This is a genomic window from uncultured Victivallis sp. (assembly GCF_944391105.1).
Classification (GTDB): Bacteria; Verrucomicrobiota; Lentisphaeria; order Victivallales; family Victivallaceae; genus Victivallis.
This window is the reverse complement of the sequence record NZ_CALXSK010000015.1, coordinates 37,651-56,842: the sequence shown is the minus strand read 5'-3', so window position 1 is coordinate 56,842 and position 19,192 is coordinate 37,651. Positions and strand designations below refer to the sequence as shown.

Below are 19,192 nucleotides of genomic sequence, written 5' to 3'. Positions count from 1 at the left end.
CCCGATACCGTTTAGACAGAGATTGGGGGGGAATGAGAAGTATGGAGTTGAAACACGTGTTCAGATTCGGTGCGTTCGGTCTCCTGCTGGCTGCGGTCGGCGGATGTTACGAGTACACGCCGCCGCCGTCCGCGACGATGAGCGAGTCCTACACACAGCGCAAACAGGACGGGGCGGATCGGCTTCTGGATGACATCACCGATCTGACGCTTGCCGATGCGCAGCGGATCGCGATCAAGAACAACCCGACCTACATCGCCGCCTATCACTCGGTTAACGCCGCGCGGATGCGTTATCTGCAGGCGTGGGGAGCGTATTCCCCGACGGTTGGGGCGAGTTTCTCCATCGGAGACAATCAGAGCTGGACGCGGCGTCCGCACAACACTTCCGGCACGCCGTCCCGGACGGAGAGCATCACGACCAATACGGGTCTGAATGTGAACTGGCTGCTGTTCGACGGTCTGGCCCGTGAATTTTCCGTGCTGATCTACAAGCACAACTTCAATTACCAGAAACTGCTCGAGGATGATGAAGCCCGCACGATGATGCAGGCGGTCGCCTACGCCTACAACACCGTTCTGCTCGCGATCGAAAACAAGCGGATCGCCGAGGAGGACCGCAAATTCCAGGAGTCGAGCCTGCGCGACACGCGGCTGAAATATCAGGCCGGCGCGGTTCCGCTTTCGGATGTGCTGAACTTTGAAATCGCCGTGAACTCCGCTGAGACCGACCTCATCAGTGCCGACTATCAGTATGAAACCGCGATTTACGCGCTGGCGGTTCTGATGGGATATCCGGAAGGGACGTTCCCGAAAGAGCTGAAGTTCCCCTCCGACTTCAAGACCAATTTTACCGATCTCCCGTCGGTCGACGTCTATCTCGACACGGCTCTTGCGAACCGCCCGGACCTGAAGGGCTATCGTGAACAGCTTGAAGTCGCGAAATATCAGATGTATCAGACCTGGAGCGCCTACTCCCCGACGGTCAACGCCTATTTCAACATGGGTTACGGCACGAATTTCAGCCGCAGCAAAGGTTGGGAGGGCGCCAGCCACAATGGGGACAGCACTTACAGCGAGTCGCCGTCGATCGGTTACGGTTTGACCGCCGACTGGACGATCTTCGACGGTTTGATCCGTGAGAACAAGATTCGCGAGTACAAGGCGAATCTGGCTGTGGCGGAATTTTCGGTTTCGGCCAAGTGGCTGGAGGTTGTCGGAGAAGTCCGTACGGCTTATGCGAATTATGTGCAGAGTGTGAAGCAGACCCGCATCTTCGAAAAGACCCGTGACCTTTCCGCCCAGCAGCGCGATCTGGTCGACGAAGGTTACAAGGCCGGCAATACCGAGCTGACCCGTTTGAACGAGGCGCAGCGCGACCTGGTCGAGGCCGAGACGAATCTTGCGAGCAGCTACATCAATATTCAGAATGCGAAGGCGCAGCTCGACGCTGCGGTCGCGGCGAATTCGGCCGCCTATTACGGCGATCCGGAACATGTTGCTCCGGGGGAGATCAAAAATACTCCGTCCGCCGAGGAATCCGTTGCAGCGGAGAAGCCCGAGCCGATGGTCGAATCCGGTCTGAAGGCCCCCGCGGATCAGAGCAAGATCCCTCCGGCCGGCAGCGAAACCGCTGTGGTCGAAGAGCCTTCGGTGAAGGCTCCGGAGATTCCGGCGGATCCGACCAGAGTGCCGGAAAAGAAGTGATTGATTCGGCATTTTCTGCAACCGTCGGGCAACACCGACGGTTTTTGCGTATCTTGATTCCGGGCTGTCCGACGCGGTTCGGATGCGGTTGCGGAGAAGCCATTTGAGAAAGAGAGAACAGGAGAGAGGATGCTTTTCAGAAATAAGAAACGTTACGTCGTGCATACGATGGGGGATCCGGTGCTGCGTGCCGTTGCACAGCCTGTTGGCGCCGTAACACCGGAGCTCCGGCAGTTGGCGGAGAAGATGATCGAAGTTGTGCAGGCGTTTGAAGGTGTCGGGTTGGCTGCGCCGCAGGTGGGAGAGTCGATCCGGATGGTCGCCTTCAATCTGCCGCAGGAGTCGATGAGCGATGTTCCGAGCGTCGGGGAGGAGAAACTCCTGCCGAAGATGCCGTTCGTGGTCATCAATCCGGAAATCATCTCGGTTTCGCCTGATACGGAGATGCGGGACGAGGGATGTCTCTCTCTGCCGGATGTGTGGGCTCCGGTGGAGCGTCCGGCGCGGGTTTTTTTCCGTGCGGCGACGATTGACGGAGAACTGATTGAATGCGAGTGCGGCGGTCTGCTCGGCCGGTGTATTCAGCATGAACTGGATCATCTTGACGGCAAACTGTTTGTCGATCGTGTCGAGCCGGCGGAGCTCGCAAAGGTGGAACGCGAAATGCGGCAGATGCAGCGGTACGGAGAGAAGCACCATTTTCACCGGATCAAAGTAAAGTAAGGTTATGAGTCGACAAGTCGGATTTTTCAGAGCGTTGCAGGGAAGCTGCTGCGGCACGGCGATATTCAGCGAACTGCGCTGCAACAGTGTGTGGCGGACGGTTCTGCATTTGATTCTGCTCTCACTTCTCTGCGCCGCGGCGATCACCTTTGCGCAGGGGATGCGGATTGTTCCGGAGATTCGGACGGTTGTTGACGGTTTTTTCAACACCTTCGGCGGAGTTCGCGGAAACGAGGGGAGCCTGATTCCCGTGTCGGATCCCGGGCGGGCGCGGACGTTTGATTTTTCTCCGGACGGGGGGCGGATCTTTTATTTTCCTTCCACGCCGGACGGCATCGTGATTTCGGACCAGGAGCTGCAGCTGTTGAAGCTCGGCGTAATCTGGCTGCCGCGGCAGGTGGTCTATCTGTTTCACGATGCAGGCAGTGACTTCTGGCGGACGATGGCGCAGAAACGGTCGGGAGTTCTGGAATTCGGGCGTTATACGACGGCGGAACTCAAGATGTTTCTGGCAGATCTGAAAGAGCCTGCCGTCTCCGCGGATTCCGATGGAGAGGCCATGGTTGAACTTACGCGCAATGGAGGGCTTCGGACGATGGAAGTCATGTTTGCGCTGGTGGTGTTTGTGTGGAATTTTCTTGCGGTGTTCTGGGTTGCGGTGCTTTACACGACCCTGTTCGCTCTGGTGTTCCGGTTTACGGGCGGGGGGCGGCTTCAGTCGCTGACGTTCGGGGAATTCTGGAAGATCGGGATTTACGCCGGATTTCCGGTGATGTTGTTCGCCGGTTGTTTCCCGGCGTTTGATCTGCCGTTTTTCAGGTACAGTACGGTATTTATGGTCGGGTTGATGATCTACTGGCTGTTGATTGTCGGCCGGATCGAACGGGCCGGAGCCGGGCCCGGGAGAGGAGAATCCAATGAGTGATAAAAATGATTTCCTGAGAATGCAGAACTGGTATCCGGTGCTGGCCGGGCATACGTTTCTGACCTCGTTCGTCAAAATGCGTTCGGATGTGATCGCCGCGCTCGCCGCGGGCGAGACGGGAGAGAAGGGAAAGGGGGCGGCCGTGCGCTCGATCATTGAGGATCTGCGTCAGCCGCTGGCGGCGATTCCGGGCAATGCGTTTGTCTGCGTCGACTGCTGTGCTCCGACGGATACGGAACGGTTCGCCTTGAAGCGCGGTGCCGTCTACTCTCCCGAGAGTGCCTGGAAGTATCTGGCGTTGAGCGAAAAGGTTCGGAACGCAGCCGCTGCCGGCAAAGCGGAGTACATCTGTCTCAAGCCGTTCCGGCGCATGAACCGCACCCGGGAATTCCGGCTGTTCATTTATGACGGCAAACTCAATGCGATGAGCCAGTATCATCTGATTCGCCATTTCCGCCGGCTGGAAGGTGTGAGGAATCAGTACTGGACGCAGGCGGCCGACTTCGTGGACAAGATCGTCTGGCTGCTGCCGGTGAAAACGCTTGTGATGGACATCTACTTCACCAGCAGCGGGAAGATTCTGATCATCGACCTGAACCGCTGGGGAGAGCCGACCGATCCGCTGCTTGTTCGTGACTGGAACCGGGATTGGAGTTCTCCTGCCGGCATGTTGCTGATGGAACCCCCGACGCAGATCCACGGGGATGTCAACGTCTCGTTTTAAGCGTTGAGCGGGAGGAATTTCATGGGGATGTTGTTGTCCGACCCGGTCGACTCTTATGTCGCACCGGTCGGTTGCTTCGCCTCTTCCAATGCGGGGATTGTGACGATCGGGAATCGGAGATTCTCCCGCAGCTGGCGGATCACCGAGCGGGGATTGCTTCCGGTTTCGATTCTGCTGGACGGGCAGGAGTTGCTGGCGGTTCGCAATGAGACGGTGCAGGAGGAGATCGGTTCCCGTTTTCAGGTGTTCGGCGCGCCTCTGACGCTGACCGGGGCTCCGGCGTTGCATGCACTGCTTGAACTGGAGCTGCCGACCGGGCTCATGCGTTACCACTTTGCGGTGACGGCCGCGGTTCCGGCGGTGGTGGTTGAACGCACCGCTCCGGAATCGAGGGAGCCGGCTTGCCGGAAGGAGGGTGCGGAGGGGGCGACCGGATTGGAGGTCGATCCTGCCGACTCGGAATCCGTTGAAGGGAAGCCGCTCACCTGCTGTGAAAGTTTCCGGGCGGCGTCGTTTCACTTGAAACTGCGGGAATTTCTGTTTGCAGATCAGACAGACCGGCACGACAATCTTTTAAGGATCAACGAATACCGCCTTTGCTCCGTGGAAAGGATCGCATTGCGAGGCTCTCTGTTCGCGGTGGAGGATCCGCTCACCGGGCGGGGCATTGTTCTGCTGAAGTTCGCGCCGCTGCCCGAGCGCCGTCCGATATCGGACCCGATCGATTTTGAATGGGACGCCGAGACTTTTGCGTTGCATGGGGATCGTTATCCCTGGGCGGTGATCGGATATGACGGCGGCCGGATGGGACTGAATCGTGCGCTCCATTTGTTCCAGCAGGAACTGCGTTGTGTGGTGTCCGGACGGGACGGGCTGGCGCTTTCGAACACCTGGGGGGACCGCAATCGCGATCAGGCGTTGAACGAAAATTTCATGCTCAACGAAATCGACATCGCTTCTTCGCTCGGCATCGACGTCTGTCAGATCGATGACGGCTGGCAGAGCGGAGTGACGGTCAATTCCGTGAAGGCGCAGGAGCGGGGCGGCGTCTGGGAAGGCTATTATGCGGCGGATTCGAAGTTCTGGGATGTTCATCCGGAGCGGTTTCCGAACGGGTTTTTCCCGCTCGTCGCGCGGGCGGCGGAGAAACAGGTTGGACTCGGGCTCTGGTTTTCTCCCGACTCCTCGAACGATTTCGCGCACTGGCGGCGCGATGTCGAAACGGTCTGCCGGCTGCAGAAGAAGTTCGGAGTCAACTGGATCAAGATCGACGGCGTCAAATCGCGCACCCGGCTGGGGGAGGCGAATCTGCGCTGTTTTTTCCGCGAGGCGCTTGAGCGCTCCGCGGGCAGACTCACGTTCGATTTGGATGTGACTGCCGAGATCCGGCCCGGTTATTTCGGGATGCCGGAATTCGGGACGCTTTTCGTGGAGAACCGTTACAGTGACTGGCGGCGGTGGTGGCCTTATGCGACGTTCCGGAATCTGTGGGTGCTTGCGCAGGCGATTCCGCCGGTGAGGCTGCGTTTCGAGTGTCTGAATCCTGAGCGCAACCGGGAGAAGTACGCGAACGATCCGCTCGCGCCTCACCATTACCGGATGGATTGGATTTTCGCGTCGGTCATGGTCTCTTCGCCGCTTTTGTGGTGCGAGCTGAGCGGATTGTCGGAAAAATCCCGTACGGAGTTGAAGGGAATCCTTTCGTTGTGGAAGGAGTTCCGGGAAGAGCTTCATGCGGGAGTCGTCTATCCGGTCGGGCCATGTCCGGACGGAACGACAACTTCCGGATTCTTTACCACGACTGCGGATGAGTCGATCTGCCACCTGATTCTGCTGCGCGATCTCGATCGCGAGGAGACGCGTGAAATCGACGTGCCGGTCAGACTGACCGAGTATTCCATCGCGACGATTGCGGGCGCGGGAAGTTTCGACGTGACCGGGAAGCGTCGCATCTGCTGCACGCTGCCTGGGCAGCGGAGCTACCTGTGGCTGCGTTTTTCACGCTGAACTCATGATGCAAAAACACCCCGGAAACGGCAGCGGCCGTATTCCGGGGCGTTTGTATGCGTTCGTTCAGGGACGGACGCCGGAATCGAGAAGAATCTGCTGAATTTCATGCGCATCGACCTCCCTGGCCGGGATGTGCTTGCGGGCGGCGAGGGCGGCTGCGACGCCGACTCCCTGGCCGATGTTCAGGCAGATCGGCATGACGCGGAAGTTCGAATGCGCCTTGTGGCTGCCGTCGATGTTGCGTCCCGAGAGCAGCAGGCCGTCAAGTTTTTCCGGGATGCAGCAACGGTACGGAATCGAGTATTTCCCCTTCGACTTGAAGTGTTTCTGGGCGCCGTGCTCGTCAAGTCCGGGGCCTTTCAGGCTGTGGATGTCGAAGTTGAACGAATTGCGGGTGGCGATCCAGTCGTCGAAGAGTTTCGCCTCGACGATGTCGAACTCCGTGAGCTGATAGAGCGCTTTGAAGTGGCGGGTTTCGCGCACGCCGACGTTCGAGGCGCTCGTGACGGCGTAGCAGTTCTCGTATCCGGGAACGTATTCGCGCAGGAAGAGGATGATCTTCTCCATCTGGTCGCGGCAGATGAGTTCCGCTTTCGTGAGGTCACGGACATCGGTTCCGTCGATGTGGATGACGTTCGTCATATTCACGCAGACTTCGCCCGGAAGCGGCGCTTCGTAGAGCAGTACGTGGCCGGCGGGGAAGGGGAGGTGTTCGTGCCCCAGCGCCTGGATTTCGCCTTTCGGCAGGTCGATGAGGGTTTCGAAGCTGCCGGGATAAACGGCGTGTTCGCGATCGACGCCGCCGATGCGGAACATCAGCGTGACCGGCTGACAGACATTGTCCTCGGGGCGGCCGAGCACGAATTCCGCGCCCGCTGCCGCGGCGACGTCGCCGTCGCCGGTCGCGTCGATCACGGTGTGGGCGAGAATGACTTCGCGCCCCGATTTGCTCTCGGTGATGACCCCTTTGACACAATTGTTTTCGACGACGGCTCCGGCGACGCGGGTGTGATACTGCACCGTGACGCCCGCTTCGCGCAGAAGGTTCTGCAGGACGCTTTTCTGCACTTCATGCGCATTGGCCCAGTGGGAGTGCGGCAGATTGGAAACCACCGGCAGCAGCGGAGAACGTTCCGCTTGCCGGAAGATCTCGTCGAGCAGCGGGGATTCTGTGCCGCCGCTCCAGTGGGACATCATGCCGGATGTGGCCATGCCGCCGAGGCAGTTCGCACTTTCGATCAGCATGGTTTTCGCGCCGGCCCTGGCTGCGCCGAGGGCTGCTCCGATTCCGGCGGGGCCGCCGCCGGCCACGAGGACTTCGGTTTCCGCTGCGATCGGCAGCTGTTTCGCGGGTTCCTGATAAAATTTCATCGTTTTCTCCTTTTGCTGGAAAAAGTTCGGGTATCGAATCCTGCCGCGATTTGGCGGGAAATGCTCCCGCCATCGCATCTGTTTTCTTATAATTTAACGGATTTTTTCACTGAAACCTTGAAAAATCAGGGATCAAATCTTAAATTATTACAGAAATGGAGTTTTCGGCATGAATTTGCAGAATGCGATTCGACATCTGGAATTGAAACTGGGAACCGTGATCGATCTGGAGGTTTTGCATCCGGCGTTCGCGGAGATGCCGGAGCTTCAGCTTGCGCCCGACCAGTATCACCATCACGGTGACTTCTGCCGCTGGGCCAAAAAACAGCCCGGCGGGCTTGCCGTCTGCACCGCGAACAAGGCGCGCAGCCGGAAAATCGCCGTGCGCGGTCGTCCGTTCTGGGGATTCTGCCCGAAAGGGGTGTGGGATTATGCGTACCCGGTGATTTTTGAGGAGAAACTTGCGGCGATCATCTATCTCGGCTATCTGCTTCCTCCCGGGCAGGAGTTCGTTGCGGGCTGGAACGGCCGCCGTCCCGGGGAGCTTTCGCGCGAGCGCCGGAGCGAAATCGCCCGCTATGCGGCATTTCTCGGCGAGTATGTGATTCTCGAACTGGAGTCCTACCGCGAATCCCGGGGGGGATGCGGTAAAAAACACGGCGATGATTTCTACATGGAGCAGTGTCGCCACTTCATCGAACGCTCGTATCACCAGAATCCGGCGCTGAGCGATCTGGCGGAGATTCTGCACGTGAACGTAAACTACCTCGGAGGTGTGATCCGCCGGGCGGGCGGGAAGGGGTTCCGCGAGCTGCTTTCCGAACGGCGGATGCAGGAGGCGGAACATCTGCTGCGCCATTATCACCGGAAATATTCGGTCGGAGAGATCGGGCGGCGCTGCGGTTTTTCCGACAGCAACTACTTCTGCACGGTCTTCAAGAGCCGGACCGGCATGTCACCGCGGGAGTTTATCCGGCGCAGCGAGGCGGAGGACGCGGAGAATGCTCCGGAAATTCCCGGCGGTGCTGAAATGCGGAAGACGCCGTGATTCGCGGCGTCTTTGCGGTGGAACGATTTTATTTCACGAGTTCTCCGACGAGGAAAAGCTGCCCCGCATAACCGTTCAGCGGCGCATATTTATCCGGATTTTTGTCGAAGTCGGCGCGGTTGCGTTCGAACAGGATTTCGCGCCGGTCGATTTTTTTCGGCAGAACCGTGATTTTTACCGTATGAACCGCGTCGGGCAGTTTGTCCGCGAGACCGCAGAGCGCGAGGCGATGATAGGTGCAGTAGCCGTCGAACCGACGCATTTCGCGCGCTTTCCCGTCGATTTCGACCTCATAATAAGGGGTGTCCGGTCCGTAGAGATCGTACAGCATCGCCTTGGTTCCTCTGAACTTGAATTCGATGGTGGAACCGGGTTCGAGTTTCCAGATCTTCGGCATGCGTCCGGCGAAGCTGCGGGCGATCGAATTGGTGCCCGGGAGCTGTTTTGCGGGGCCGGAGAGTTTGATCCCGGGGGCGTCGAGTGAGACGGAAGTGGTGTTTTCCCAGTTGGTTGCGAGCATCGGGGCAGGGAGTTTCGCCGCACCGGCCGTCCCGGTTTTCAGCAGTACCGGCAGGGCTCTGGCGAGCATCGCGGTGTAGATTCTGTGGCCGGTGTCGGGATAGGGATGAACGCCGTCGCCGGAGAACACGATTTTCCCCTCGGCGTTTTTCGGGAGATCGGAGTTCGTATTGAGTTCGTCGCCGGAGACGCGGGTCATGCCGCCGGGAGTCCCGGCCATGATGAGTTTGCCCTCCTTTTCGAGTTGGGCGACTTCGTAGGAGATGTTGACGGTCGGAATCCGGTAATATTCCGCGATCTCCTCCATGACGGCGGCCGAAGGTGGAAGTTTCCCCGCCTGATACGATTTGAGATTGGCGGTTGTGATCGTGTAGACGAAACAGATGTCGCACTCCGGATACGCCTTGCGGATCTGGCGGACGATTCCTTCGATCGCATTGCGGATGCGTTCGGCCCGCGCGCCGTGGTCGTTCACCGCGAATTCGACGAACACGAGATCGGGCTTGTGCCGCAGCACATCGTAATTGAGCCGGAATGCACCGAGATCAGAGCCCGTTCCGCCGATCGCGGCATTGACCGTCTTGATCTGCGCTTTCGGCAGAAGACGTTTGAGCAGATCCGCAGACTGGAGTCGCCAGCCGTTCTGTTCCGTGATGCTGCCGCCGAAATAGACGACCGTAACCGGTTCCCCGGCGTTCGCTTTCGCCGCGAAATTCGGCAGCCCCCCGCGCGCTGTGAACGGCACGGAGTCGCGAACGGGATAACTGTCGGGGTCGACGGCCGTGGCACAGAGTGCCGCGCACGCCGCGAGAAGGAAGAGAATCATTTTTTTCATCAGTCGAACTCCAGTTTGAATGGGATCGTCAAATCGAAACACATCGACCGGCAATCTCCTGTTTTCATTTGGATCTCCGGATTTAACATACAGCTGTTTCAGGGGGATGCAAGTTCCGGCATGGTGGATTTTTGAATCGGCTGCCGTTTTTTTTCCTGATCCTTGCAATTTCAGAAAAACCATATAGAATAAGGAGGGAGCAGCAACGGTTGCGGCGCATTAGTTCGCGATCCGGCGACCATCCGGGCCTGCCGCCGTGAGATCCGGGGCGCCGGACTGCACTTGAATCCGGACAAGATCAGAATTCAGCGCCGCGGCGGCCGCCAGTCGGTGCCGGGGCGAAAAGTTGAACGTCCCGCGGGAGCTCCGGCGGACGCTCCGGCTGCGAATGCACTATCTTGCCCGGTTCGGTCCGGATGAAGACCGGCATGGACGCAGGAACGAACTCAGGCGGCTGCTCGGCGAGCTCGACTTTGCCGCCGGTATCGCGCCCGATCCGCAGTTTGAGCAGTGGCGGAGGATCCTCCGTTCCGGTGATGACGCCGGTCTTTCACCGTTTTTCGACTGAAGGAGCCTGCATGCCGGAGGGGAGGGCCGGCAGCGTGCCGAGCAGCGCCGCATAACGCTTCGGTTCGGCAAGGCGGCGGATCCACCGCTTTGCGGCGCGCAGCCGGAAGAACGGGGATCTTCCGAAGGAAAAATCCGCAAGCCGCACCGCCCGGAGCATCTTGTCGCGTTCGATTTTCTCATCTCCGGCGGCGAGCGCGTAGGCCGCGGCAAGCTGCATCACCACCGGAACGGACAGGAGCAGGTGGCGCATCCCCTGTTCATACGTGTAATTGTGACAACGCGTTCCGCAGAAGTGCATCGAGTCGAGCTTTCCGTAGAACCAGCCGAAGAAGAGCTCCTGCGCGTCGTTTGAACACGCGAGGGAGCGTGCCGCTCCCGGAATTGCCCGCATTGTGTATTGCGGTGCGGCTGGATTCAGTTCGCTGATCGGGCTTTGCCCCGAGTAGACGCGGAAGTGGATGAACAAACTGCGGAGTCTGCGTCCGGCCGAGCGGTCGAGCAGATTGTCGTCGCGCAGATAGCCGCAGATGAGGCTGCGCAGCTCGGCCCGGATCAGGGCATCCATTCGGCCGCTTTCGAGTTCGGACGTGAGCTCCGGGACGGCTTTGCGGACAAATGCCGTGAGGTCCTCGGCGAAACTCCCGTCGGCGGAACGGATCGACTCCGGTTCGTGCGTATGGAATTCGAGAATGCGCGCCGCGGCGTAGCAGCGCAGCGGAAACGGTCGCCCCGCGTCGTGCAGCAATGCGCGGAATCCGCGGTGGATTTTCCGGACGGTCTCAAGCGGAGCCGGATTCGTTTCCGAGTAAACACAATCGTTTGCACCGCGCCGGAAACCGAGCTGACGCGCGAGGATTCCGAGTTCTCCAAGCAGATCTCCGGCCCGTTTTCCGTCGGCGCATCCGACTCCCGGGCAGATGAACCGCAGTTCCGCCGAAACCCGCCCGTCCCGCCAGTGCTCGATGTGGAACGGGAAGATCCGGCAGACGAGCGGCTTGGCCGCGTATCCCCGGAGCTTGTGGATTTTGCAGAGCTTCCCGTCGGCAAAGATGCAGTGGTGATCCGTCCCCTTGTTGAGAATGAACTCCTTCCGTTCCGGAACCGGAGTGAAACACTCCTCCGCAGGCGGCGTGCCGGGGATGTGCAGCGCTTCGAGTGCCTGCACCTCCTCGGGCGTCACGTCGATTTCAAAACGGTCGCAGCAGCCGCTGTCGCAGCAGAGACAGCGGACGCGCAGTTCCGGATAGAGGTCACATTCAAACCGGCTCATCGGCGGGGCGAAAAATCTTATTTTTCCTGCCAGTTCCCCGCGGCGTCCTGGACGAACGTGCCTTCCGGGGCGCGTTCGGCCATGCGGCTCGCCCAGCGCTGACCGACCGATTCTGCCGTGATGTTCTGCTTTGCGGCGATCGCCTGGAACACCTGCTGCCGGTCGGCGTTTTCGGCGTCGACCACTTTCTGGACGGTTGAGCTGAGCTTGCCGTCGGAGGTGCAGGCCGCAAGCAGCCCCCGGTTGTTTTCCCCGATGAGCTGGGCGGACTTCCACGCCTTGATCTGGTCGCGGCGGGCGCGGCGGCGTTCGCGCATGTCGTTGCTGTTCGGATCGGCCTTGATGCCTTTCGCATCGCTCGAGAGCGCCTGGTTGAGCTCCTGGTCAACTTTCAAATTCACATCGATCGTGACCTGGATCGGCTTGATCGTCACTTCGTTTTCGGTCTTGATGGTCGGCGTACAGCCGGCCAGAATCGCCGCTGCGAGGGCGGCCGTGCCTGCAGGAATGAGGGTCTTTTTCATTTGGAATTCTCCTTCTTTTGAGCGTTATTTTCGTGGAATTGTTTGAATTTTTCCGAGATGCGCAACAGCCGGTTCAGCGGCAGGCGCGTGTTGATATTGAGCTGGATTCCCTCGAAGAGCGCTCTTCCGGCCGGGTCGCGTTTCAACTGGCCGGACTCCTCGTCATAGGCGAACGGCAGCGCCTGGTTCGGCTTGCCGTCGAACTGGAGCGAGAGCACGAGGTTTTCCTGTTCGGTTGTGAAATTCAGCTTCGCCCAGCTGTAGGTGAAGTCTTTCAGCGCCTCAAGCGCGAAGTCGAGCTGGGATTGTTGCAGGGCCGCCCCTGCCATGCCGCCGGCGATCTGTTCGGGGTCGGTCAGCTTGATCGTGTTGCTTCCGCCCGGGCGGGTGTAGAGATAGCTCGAATCGATCGAGAGTCCGCGCCGGGAACTGAATCGAACCGGAATCTTGCCGAAGAGCACGCCTTCGCCGCTGGCCCTGCTCAGTTCCAGCTGGCTCACAAGTTCAGCCAGCGAAAGGTTTTCGCAATAGACGTCGGTGTTGATCGCGAGGTTGGCGAAATTGGCCGGATTGAGCCGGATCGTGTGCACCATGACCGTTCCGCCGCACCAGTTGATCGAAGCGCGTTCGAGGGTCGCCTGCTCCTTCGAGGAGAGGTCGAAGAGCACGAGCAAATCGGAAAATTCGAGGTTTCCGCTCCGGATTTTCGCGACCCGGAGCGTCTGTCCGGCCGGGGTGTTGAAACTCAGCAGGTCATTGAACCGCAGATCGACCCGGATCCCCTCGGCCTTGAACGGGAGTTCCGGCCAGTCGAAGAGACCGTTTTCAAGCAGCAGCTGGACTCCGGTGGTGAGTTTTCCCCCTTCGAACCGGGCGGCTCCGCCGAGCGACACGACGCCGGTGAAGGTCGCATCCCCGAATTCGGGACGGATCTTCGACAGCGCAATCGGCTGTTTCGGCGACCAGGGCGGGACGTTGACTTCGAACAGCATATCAGGCATTTCGCCCGGACGCGGCGTGACGCTGCCGCGGAAGTCGATCCTTGCGCCCGGAATGAGCTTGTTTTCGAAATCGCCGGAGAGATGGAGCCCTCGCCCCCTGCCGTAGAAACTGCTGCGGAAGATCCCGAGTTCGTGCGTGTCGAGCCGGATTTTATCCACGTTCAGCGTCGCGGGGAGTTTCTCCGTTGCGGGCAGCGGAATGACGAGGTTGATCGCTTCCGCACTCAGCTTCAGCGTCGGATTGCTCATGCTCATTCCGCTTCCGGTGAGCAAATAGCGGCCGTCGTGTTTCTCCAGCCGGAGCTGCGGCGCCTGAAGCGTGTACCCGTGCGCGTCGAATCGGACCGGGCCGGTTGTCGCTCCGGCTTCCGCAATTCGGAATCCCGCGTCGGGAGTGTTCATACAGGAGAATTTCCACTGCAGTTTTTCGGTTGTTTTCGCCTGAACCGCGCCGCTGTCGAAGGTGATCGCGTTCGGGTCCATCGTTCCGTCGAGAATCGCGACGAGTTCCTGTTCGGCGGTCCGGTAGCGCACGCTCCAGTTCTGGTGCAGTTTGACCGGGGAGGCGAATTCGACCGGCAGCCCGCTCTCCGAACCGAACTTGAGTTCGGCGTCGACCGCCCCGACCGCGTTCAGATTGCCGTTCGCAAGGCTGATTGCGGCGTTGAAGTCGAGTTTCGTCTCTCCACCGAGGCCGCCGCCGGTGAGGTCGGAAAACGCTTCGAGCCGGAACCGGGCGTCGCCGCTGATTTTCGCGGCTGCGGCAATGGTGTCGTATTCCGCGCTGAAATGGATCTTCTGACCGCGCGGAAGGAGCGTGAGTTCGGCATGGATGAGTTTCCACTCATGATTTTCCGACGTGACGACCGCCTCCATCGGGAGGACCATCGTGCGCCCCTCGTAATTTACATGGAGTCTCAGATCGCGCAACGTGATTTTTTCGAGCACGACCGCCGCCGTCTCCGGAGATTGCACCGGTTCCGCGGGCTCGGATTCGGGGGCGCTCTTCGCCGTAAGTTCCGAGAGTCGCGCAAGCACACGTTCGAGGTTGAAGCCGGAAACGGTGAATTTCCCCTCCTTCACCGCGAACCGGACGTCGCCGCCCGAGAGCGTGAGGTTCGTGATTTCAAGTGCGCGCGGCGTGCGGAACGGCAGATGCGGCGTGTAATCCGCCCGAATGGAATCGAACGTGAGCGTCCTTCCGTCCTCGCCGGTCAGGGCGAACGTTTCGAGGTCGAGCCCGGTGAGGCCGATCCGCCGGATCTTGAGCTCCATTTCATCGAGCCCGAGCCGTTCGCGGAACGGTGGAAGCAGCCGGCTTTCGATGAGCTCCGGCAGATACCAGTTCCAGTAGATCACTCCGCCGACGAAGAGCGCGACCGAGAGTACGACGAGCGAGAGGAGAGTCCAGAACAGAAATTTCAGGAGCCGCAACAGAATTCTGCGCGGCTTTTTCCCGGATTTCTTCTGTTCCGGCTCCGGAGGAGTGGCCGCGCCGGGTACGGGCGCGGTTTCCGGTTGCAGATGTTTGTTCGTATCGTTCATCATTTTCCTATGCAGAAGCGACTGAAAATATGGTCGAGAATGTCGGGTTCCACGGTTTTCCCCGTGATTTCCCCGACGCGGTTCATGGCCGTGCGGATCGCGGCGGCGGCGAGTTCGAACTCTCCGTCGCTGAAGTGTCCGGCGGCTTCCGGCAGGAGCGCGAGCGCCTCTTCCAGCAGCCGGGCCGCCCGGGCATTGACCGCCACGTCGGGCGGCGCGGGTCGCGGAGAACCGGCCGCGGCGGCGGCAAATGCGTCGAGCAGCTGGTCGACTCCCTCTTCTCGCAGAACCGAAATCCGCACCACCGGGCCGGAGAGTTCCGGAAGTTCGCGTTCCGGAACGAGGTCGATCTTGTTCCAGACCGCGATCCGGTTCGCCGGCTGGACGCGTTCCATTTCGGCAACCTCGTCTTCTGGATCCGGAGCGGAGGCGTCGAGCAGCCAGAACGTAACGCCTGCCGTCGCGATCGATTTGCGGCTGCGTTCGACGCCCATGCGTTCGATCGGGTCGCTGCTCTCGCGCAATCCGGCCGTGTCGGTGATCCGCACGGGCAGATTCCGCAGAACGGTTTGCGCCTCGACCGTGTCACGCGTGGTGCCGGGAATCGGAGTCACGATCGCGCGGTCGTAGCCGAGCAGCAGATTCATGAGGCTCGATTTGCCAGCGTTCGGCCGTCCTGCGAGCACGAGTTCCACGCCGTCGCGAAGAGCGCCTCCAATGCCGCGCGTCTCGTAGAGTTCGCCGAGCCGGCGGACGATGCCGGAAAGTTTGTCCGCGACTTCGGGATCCCACGCGAGTTCCTCTTCCGGGAAATCGAGCCGCGATTCGCATTCCGCGCGCAGTTCGTTGAGTTCGTTGTATATGCTCTCAAGTTTGCGCGAGAGAGCTCCTTCGAGCTGGCGGGCGGCGACCTTGAGCGCAAGTTCGCTCCCGGCGGAGATCACGTCGTTGACCGCTTCGGCCTGGGCGAGATCGAGCTTGCCGTTCACGAACGCGCGGAAGGTGAACTCCCCCGGTTCCGCGAGGCGGCAGCCCGCATCGAACGCGAGGCGCAGCGCCTGGTCTGCGGCGGACTGCCCGCCATGGCAGTGGAGTTCGACGACATCGTCTCCGGTGTAGCTCGCAGGGCCGGGCATGTAAACCGCGAGGGCGGAGTCGACGCCGACGCGGCCGAGCAGCATTTCGCGCCGGTGTTCGGGCGAAAGCGGCGTTCTGCCGTGCCAGACTCTCCGCCCGATCGCGAGCGCGTCCGGGCCGGATATGCGGATGATCGAAACCGCCCCGCCGACTCCGGTCGCCGGCGCAGCGATGTTGTCAAAGGTATTCATAGGGAAACAATATAGCATGAGATCCGCATAAAATCAACATGCCGGCGGGCACGCGCGTGCGCTTACAGCCCGGTGTTGCGGAAAAAATGACAAAAATCTGACAAAAACAGGTGATTTGACTGGAATTTTCCGGAAAGTATGCTAATTTAACTGAACCTGCAATCCCGGACCGGGCGAAAACCCGATCATCTGAAACCCGGAACGCGGTTAAGCAGGAACAGTGGCCGATGCCCGGCGGAAAAGTGCGAAGTTTCCGGCGGAGCCGCGGCAGGGTACGAAAACCGAATCAATTTGGACGAATCGAAGTTATGAAAACCTATCTGGCGAAAACCGGTGAGATCAAGCGGGAGTACATCCTGTTTGACGCGTCGGAGGCTCCGGTCGGCCGTCTCGCCGTCCGCATCGCGAACGCGTTGCGCGGCAAGGACAAGCCGACGTATACCCCTCACATCGATACGGGTGCGTTTGTGATCGTGATCAATGCCGCGAAGTCGGTCTTTACCGGCCGCAAGGGCGAAGAGAAGGTGTATGTGGATTACACCGGCTATCGCAGCGGTTACAAGGAGCGCACCGCCAAGGAATTGCGTGAGCGCAACCCCGAACGCTTCATCAAGGACGCGGTCTGGGGGATGATGCCGCACGGTCGTCTCGGGCGCGCCCAGTTCAGCAAGCTGAAGGTCTACGCCGGTGCGGAGCATCCGCACACCGCACAGCAGCCGAAGAAAATCACCGTGAAGTAATGGAGCAGCGCTATGGCTATTAAGAGTGAAGAGATTCTTGCTACCGGTCGTCGCAAATGCGCGGTCGCGCGCGTCCGGCTCCAGCCGGGTACCGGTAAGATCGAAATCAACGGCAAGGCGATGACGGAGTATTTTCCGAGCGAAGCGCTTTGCGGATATGTCAATCAGGTTTTGAAGCTCACCGAGACCGAAGGCAAGGTCGACATCCGGGCGAACATCGACGGCGGCGGCATGAGCGGTCAGGCCGGTGCTCTGCGCCACGGCGTGGCCCGTGCGCTCCTCAAGATGAACGAGGAGATCAAGCCGGTGCTGAAGGCCGCCGGCATGCTGACCCGTGACGCCCGCGTCAAGGAACGCAAAAAGTCCGGTCAGCCGGGTGCCCGTCGCCGGTTCCAGTTCTCGAAGCGCTGACGCTTCCGGAACGAATCTCGCGATTCGAAAGCCGCACTTTTCCCCATGGGAGGTGCGGTTTTTTGTTGCCGGGAGAGTAAAAATGCCTCGATTCCGCCGTGCGCGGAACGAGGCATTCGTTCGTTATGAATCCATGAGTTATTTCAGGAGTCCGGCGGCGTCCGGCAGCCACTCCGAGAGCGCCGGGATGAAGGTGATGAGCAGCACCGCCGCGATCATTGCGAGGAAGAACGGAATCATCGGTTTCGTCACGTTCGCGATCGAGGTTCTGCCGATGCCGCAGCCGAGGAAGAGGCACGAGCCCACCGGCGGCGTGCACAATCCGATGCAGAGGTTTGCGATCATCATGATGCCGAACTGGATGTCGCTCATGCCGAGTTCGCGCGCGACCGGCAGGAAGATCGGCGTGAAGATCAGCACTGCGGGGGTCATATCCATGAAAGTTCCGACCGCGAGCAGCAGAAGATTGATGATCAGCAGCAATACGATCCGGTTGTCGGAGATCGAGATGAGCGCGGAACTGATCGTCTGCGGAATGTTCGCGATCGTCATGATCCAGCTCATCGCCGAGCTGACCGCGATGAGCAGCATGACCACGGCGGTCGTGATTCCGGTCTGGCGCAGGATCTCGGGCAGATCGCGCAGCTTCACCTCGCGGTAGACAGCCACGGCGAGGATCAGCGAATAGGCGACCGCCACGGCCGCCGCCTCGGTCGCTGTGAAGACTCCTCCGAGAATTCCGCCGATGATGATGATCATGAGAAACAGACTCAGGAATGCGCGGCGGAAACTCGTCCAGATCTGACGGAGATTCGTTTTTGCCCCGCCCTTGTCCCCCTTGCGGACTGCGTGGATCAAACAGACCGCCATGATGCAGAGCCCCATGACGATGCCGGGTATCACGCCCGCGATGAAGATCGCCGCGATCGAGACCGAGCCGCAGGCGACCGCATAGACGATCATGATGTTTGAGGGCGGGATGATGAGCCCGGTCGTCGCGGCGGTGGTGGTGACCGCCACGCTGAAGTCGCGGTCGTAACCGTTGCGGGTCATCTCCGGCAGCATGAAGCCGCCGACGCTCGAAACCGCCGCCGTGGCCGATCCGGAGATCGAACCGAACAACATGCAGGTCAGCGTGTTGACGTACGAGAGTCCGCCGGGAAACCTCCCGACGAGCGCGTTCGCGAAGTCGATGAGTCTCCGCGCCATGCCGCCGCGCCCCATGAGGATTCCGGAGAGGACGAAGAACGGGATCGCGAGCAGTGAGAACGAGTTCACGCCGTTCATCATGCGGTCGGCGACGATCATTTCGCTCGAAGCCATGCCGCCGTTCGCGTAGACCGCGACGAGCGAGGCGGTCCCGATCGCCACACCGACCGGGACGTTCGAGAGCAGCAGCGCGAGGAAGACGAGCACGAGGACAACGGCGACTTCAGTCATGGCGCACCTCCTTTGCGTTTGTTTCCGGCTGCGGCACAAGGTCGTTGCGAAGAGAGCACACTTCGAAGAGCAGAATGAACAGCCCGCTCACCGGCAGCGGCAGGTACTGGATCACGTCCGACACCTGCAATGCCGGCAGCACGTTCCAGTGGTGAATCGCCTGGACGACGAGCTTGACTCCGCCGATTTCGAAGACGATGAAGACGAAGAGCAGCGTCACGATGTGGATGAAGAGCGCGGTTTTGCGCTGCATTCCCGGCGTGAAGCGGTCGGTGACGAGATCGATCCCGAGATGGTCTCGCGCCTCGAACGCGGCGGCGATGCCGAGGAAGCTGACCCAGATCAGCGTCACGGTCGCAAGTTCCTCGGTCCACTTGATCTGCGCGCCCCAGAGATAGCGGGAAGCGACGCCGAGCAGCACATCGACAACGAGAAGTGCGACGGCGGCGATGAGACAGAAGTTCAGAATGCACAGGGCATATCGTTTGAGAGTTTCGAGCAT

Annotated in this window: 17 protein-coding genes; 9 read left to right on the top strand and 8 right to left on the bottom strand. The window is 60.2% G+C overall.

The genetic code is table 11. From position 1 onward, the window contains the following. The first annotated feature begins 41 nt into the window (after positions 1 to 41). The 5 genes from Q0K10_RS06740 (at position 42) to Q0K10_RS06720 (ending at position 6,085) form a co-directional block, all read left to right on the top strand. Positions 42 to 1,706, top strand: coding sequence for a TolC family protein (locus Q0K10_RS06740; RefSeq protein WP_294504895.1), 1,665 nt, complete (start codon positions 42 to 44; stop codon positions 1,704 to 1,706). A 129-nt stretch (positions 1,707 to 1,835) separates the two neighbouring features. Further along, on the top strand, positions 1,836 to 2,429 hold the full coding sequence (gene def, locus Q0K10_RS06735) for a peptide deformylase (RefSeq protein ID WP_294504893.1): 594 nt from the start codon (positions 1,836 to 1,838) through the stop codon (positions 2,427 to 2,429). A 4-nt stretch (positions 2,430 to 2,433) separates the two neighbouring features. Continuing rightward, on the top strand, positions 2,434 to 3,354 hold the full coding sequence (locus Q0K10_RS06730) for a hypothetical protein (protein ID WP_294504891.1): 921 nt from the start codon (positions 2,434 to 2,436) through the stop codon (positions 3,352 to 3,354). Next, positions 3,347 to 4,078, top strand: a complete 732-nt coding sequence (locus Q0K10_RS06725) for a hypothetical protein (protein ID WP_294504888.1) — start codon at positions 3,347 to 3,349, stop codon at positions 4,076 to 4,078. Before Q0K10_RS06730 ends, Q0K10_RS06725 begins: the two co-directional genes overlap by 8 nt. A 21-nt stretch (positions 4,079 to 4,099) precedes the next feature. Next, on the top strand, positions 4,100 to 6,085 hold the full coding sequence (locus Q0K10_RS06720; protein WP_294504885.1) for an alpha-galactosidase: 1,986 nt from the start codon (positions 4,100 to 4,102) through the stop codon (positions 6,083 to 6,085). Positions 6,086 to 6,151: 66 nt separating this feature from the next. Here Q0K10_RS06720 and Q0K10_RS06715 read toward each other — a convergent pair whose 3' ends face one another. Next, complete coding sequence (locus Q0K10_RS06715) at positions 6,152 to 7,459, bottom strand: FAD-dependent oxidoreductase (protein ID WP_294504882.1); 1,308 nt, start codon at positions 7,457 to 7,459, stop codon at positions 6,152 to 6,154. 169 nt (positions 7,460 to 7,628) lie between these two features. Here Q0K10_RS06715 and Q0K10_RS06710 point away from each other — a divergent pair, with 169 nt between their 5' ends. Next, positions 7,629 to 8,507: a helix-turn-helix domain-containing protein gene (locus Q0K10_RS06710; protein ID WP_294504880.1), complete on the top strand. Its 879-nt coding sequence runs from the start codon at positions 7,629 to 7,631 to the stop codon at positions 8,505 to 8,507. Positions 8,508 to 8,535: 28 nt separating this feature from the next. Here Q0K10_RS06710 and Q0K10_RS06705 read toward each other — a convergent pair whose 3' ends face one another. Beyond that, a complete protein-coding gene (locus Q0K10_RS06705; RefSeq protein WP_294504878.1) occupies positions 8,536 to 9,861 on the bottom strand; it encodes an SGNH/GDSL hydrolase family protein in 1,326 nt (441 codons plus the stop codon). A 346-nt stretch (positions 9,862 to 10,207) separates the two neighbouring features. Between Q0K10_RS06705 and Q0K10_RS06700 the strand changes: the two genes are divergently transcribed. Continuing rightward, entirely contained in the window at positions 10,208 to 10,429 is a 222-nt protein-coding gene (locus Q0K10_RS06700; RefSeq protein WP_294504876.1) for a hypothetical protein, read from the top strand. On the opposite strand, the gene Q0K10_RS06695 is transcribed toward Q0K10_RS06700, so the two are convergent. The 4 genes from Q0K10_RS06695 to mnmE are packed head-to-tail and all read right to left on the bottom strand — an operon-like array spanning position 10,412 to position 16,099. Further along, complete coding sequence (locus Q0K10_RS06695; protein ID WP_294504873.1) at positions 10,412 to 11,701, bottom strand: YkgJ family cysteine cluster protein; 1,290 nt, start codon at positions 11,699 to 11,701, stop codon at positions 10,412 to 10,414. The two genes, Q0K10_RS06700 and Q0K10_RS06695, sit on opposite strands and share 18 nt — an antisense overlap. A gap of 17 nt (positions 11,702 to 11,718) precedes the next feature. Continuing rightward, the gene (locus Q0K10_RS06690) at positions 11,719 to 12,225 is read right to left on the bottom strand and encodes a YdbL family protein (RefSeq protein ID WP_294504870.1); all 507 of its coding nucleotides are present in this window, start codon (positions 12,223 to 12,225) and stop codon (positions 11,719 to 11,721) included. Beyond that, complete coding sequence (locus Q0K10_RS06685) at positions 12,222 to 14,774, bottom strand: YdbH domain-containing protein (RefSeq protein ID WP_294504868.1); 2,553 nt, start codon at positions 14,772 to 14,774, stop codon at positions 12,222 to 12,224. Before Q0K10_RS06685 ends, Q0K10_RS06690 begins: the two co-directional genes overlap by 4 nt. Then, positions 14,771 to 16,099 carry a tRNA uridine-5-carboxymethylaminomethyl(34) synthesis GTPase MnmE gene (gene mnmE / locus Q0K10_RS06680; protein ID WP_294504866.1) on the bottom strand — a complete coding sequence of 443 codons (1,329 nt, stop codon included), beginning with the start codon at positions 16,097 to 16,099 and terminating at the stop codon, positions 14,771 to 14,773. Before mnmE ends, Q0K10_RS06685 begins: the two co-directional genes overlap by 4 nt. A gap of 308 nt (positions 16,100 to 16,407) precedes the next feature. On the opposite strand from mnmE, the gene rplM reads away from it, so the two are divergent. Continuing rightward, positions 16,408 to 16,839: a 50S ribosomal protein L13 gene (gene rplM / locus Q0K10_RS06675; protein ID WP_294504864.1), complete on the top strand. Its 432-nt coding sequence runs from the start codon at positions 16,408 to 16,410 to the stop codon at positions 16,837 to 16,839. Positions 16,840 to 16,851: 12 nt separating this feature from the next. Beyond that, positions 16,852 to 17,250: a 30S ribosomal protein S9 gene (rpsI, locus tag Q0K10_RS06670; protein WP_294504860.1), complete on the top strand. Its 399-nt coding sequence runs from the start codon at positions 16,852 to 16,854 to the stop codon at positions 17,248 to 17,250. A 138-nt stretch (positions 17,251 to 17,388) separates the two neighbouring features. On the opposite strand, the gene Q0K10_RS06665 is transcribed toward rpsI, so the two are convergent. Together Q0K10_RS06665 and Q0K10_RS06660 are read right to left on the bottom strand one after the other, a co-directional pair. Continuing rightward, complete coding sequence (locus tag Q0K10_RS06665; RefSeq protein WP_294504858.1) at positions 17,389 to 18,690, bottom strand: TRAP transporter large permease; 1,302 nt, start codon at positions 18,688 to 18,690, stop codon at positions 17,389 to 17,391. Further along, entirely contained in the window at positions 18,683 to 19,192 is a 510-nt protein-coding gene (locus tag Q0K10_RS06660) for a TRAP transporter small permease subunit (protein ID WP_294504855.1), read from the bottom strand. Before Q0K10_RS06660 ends, Q0K10_RS06665 begins: the two co-directional genes overlap by 8 nt.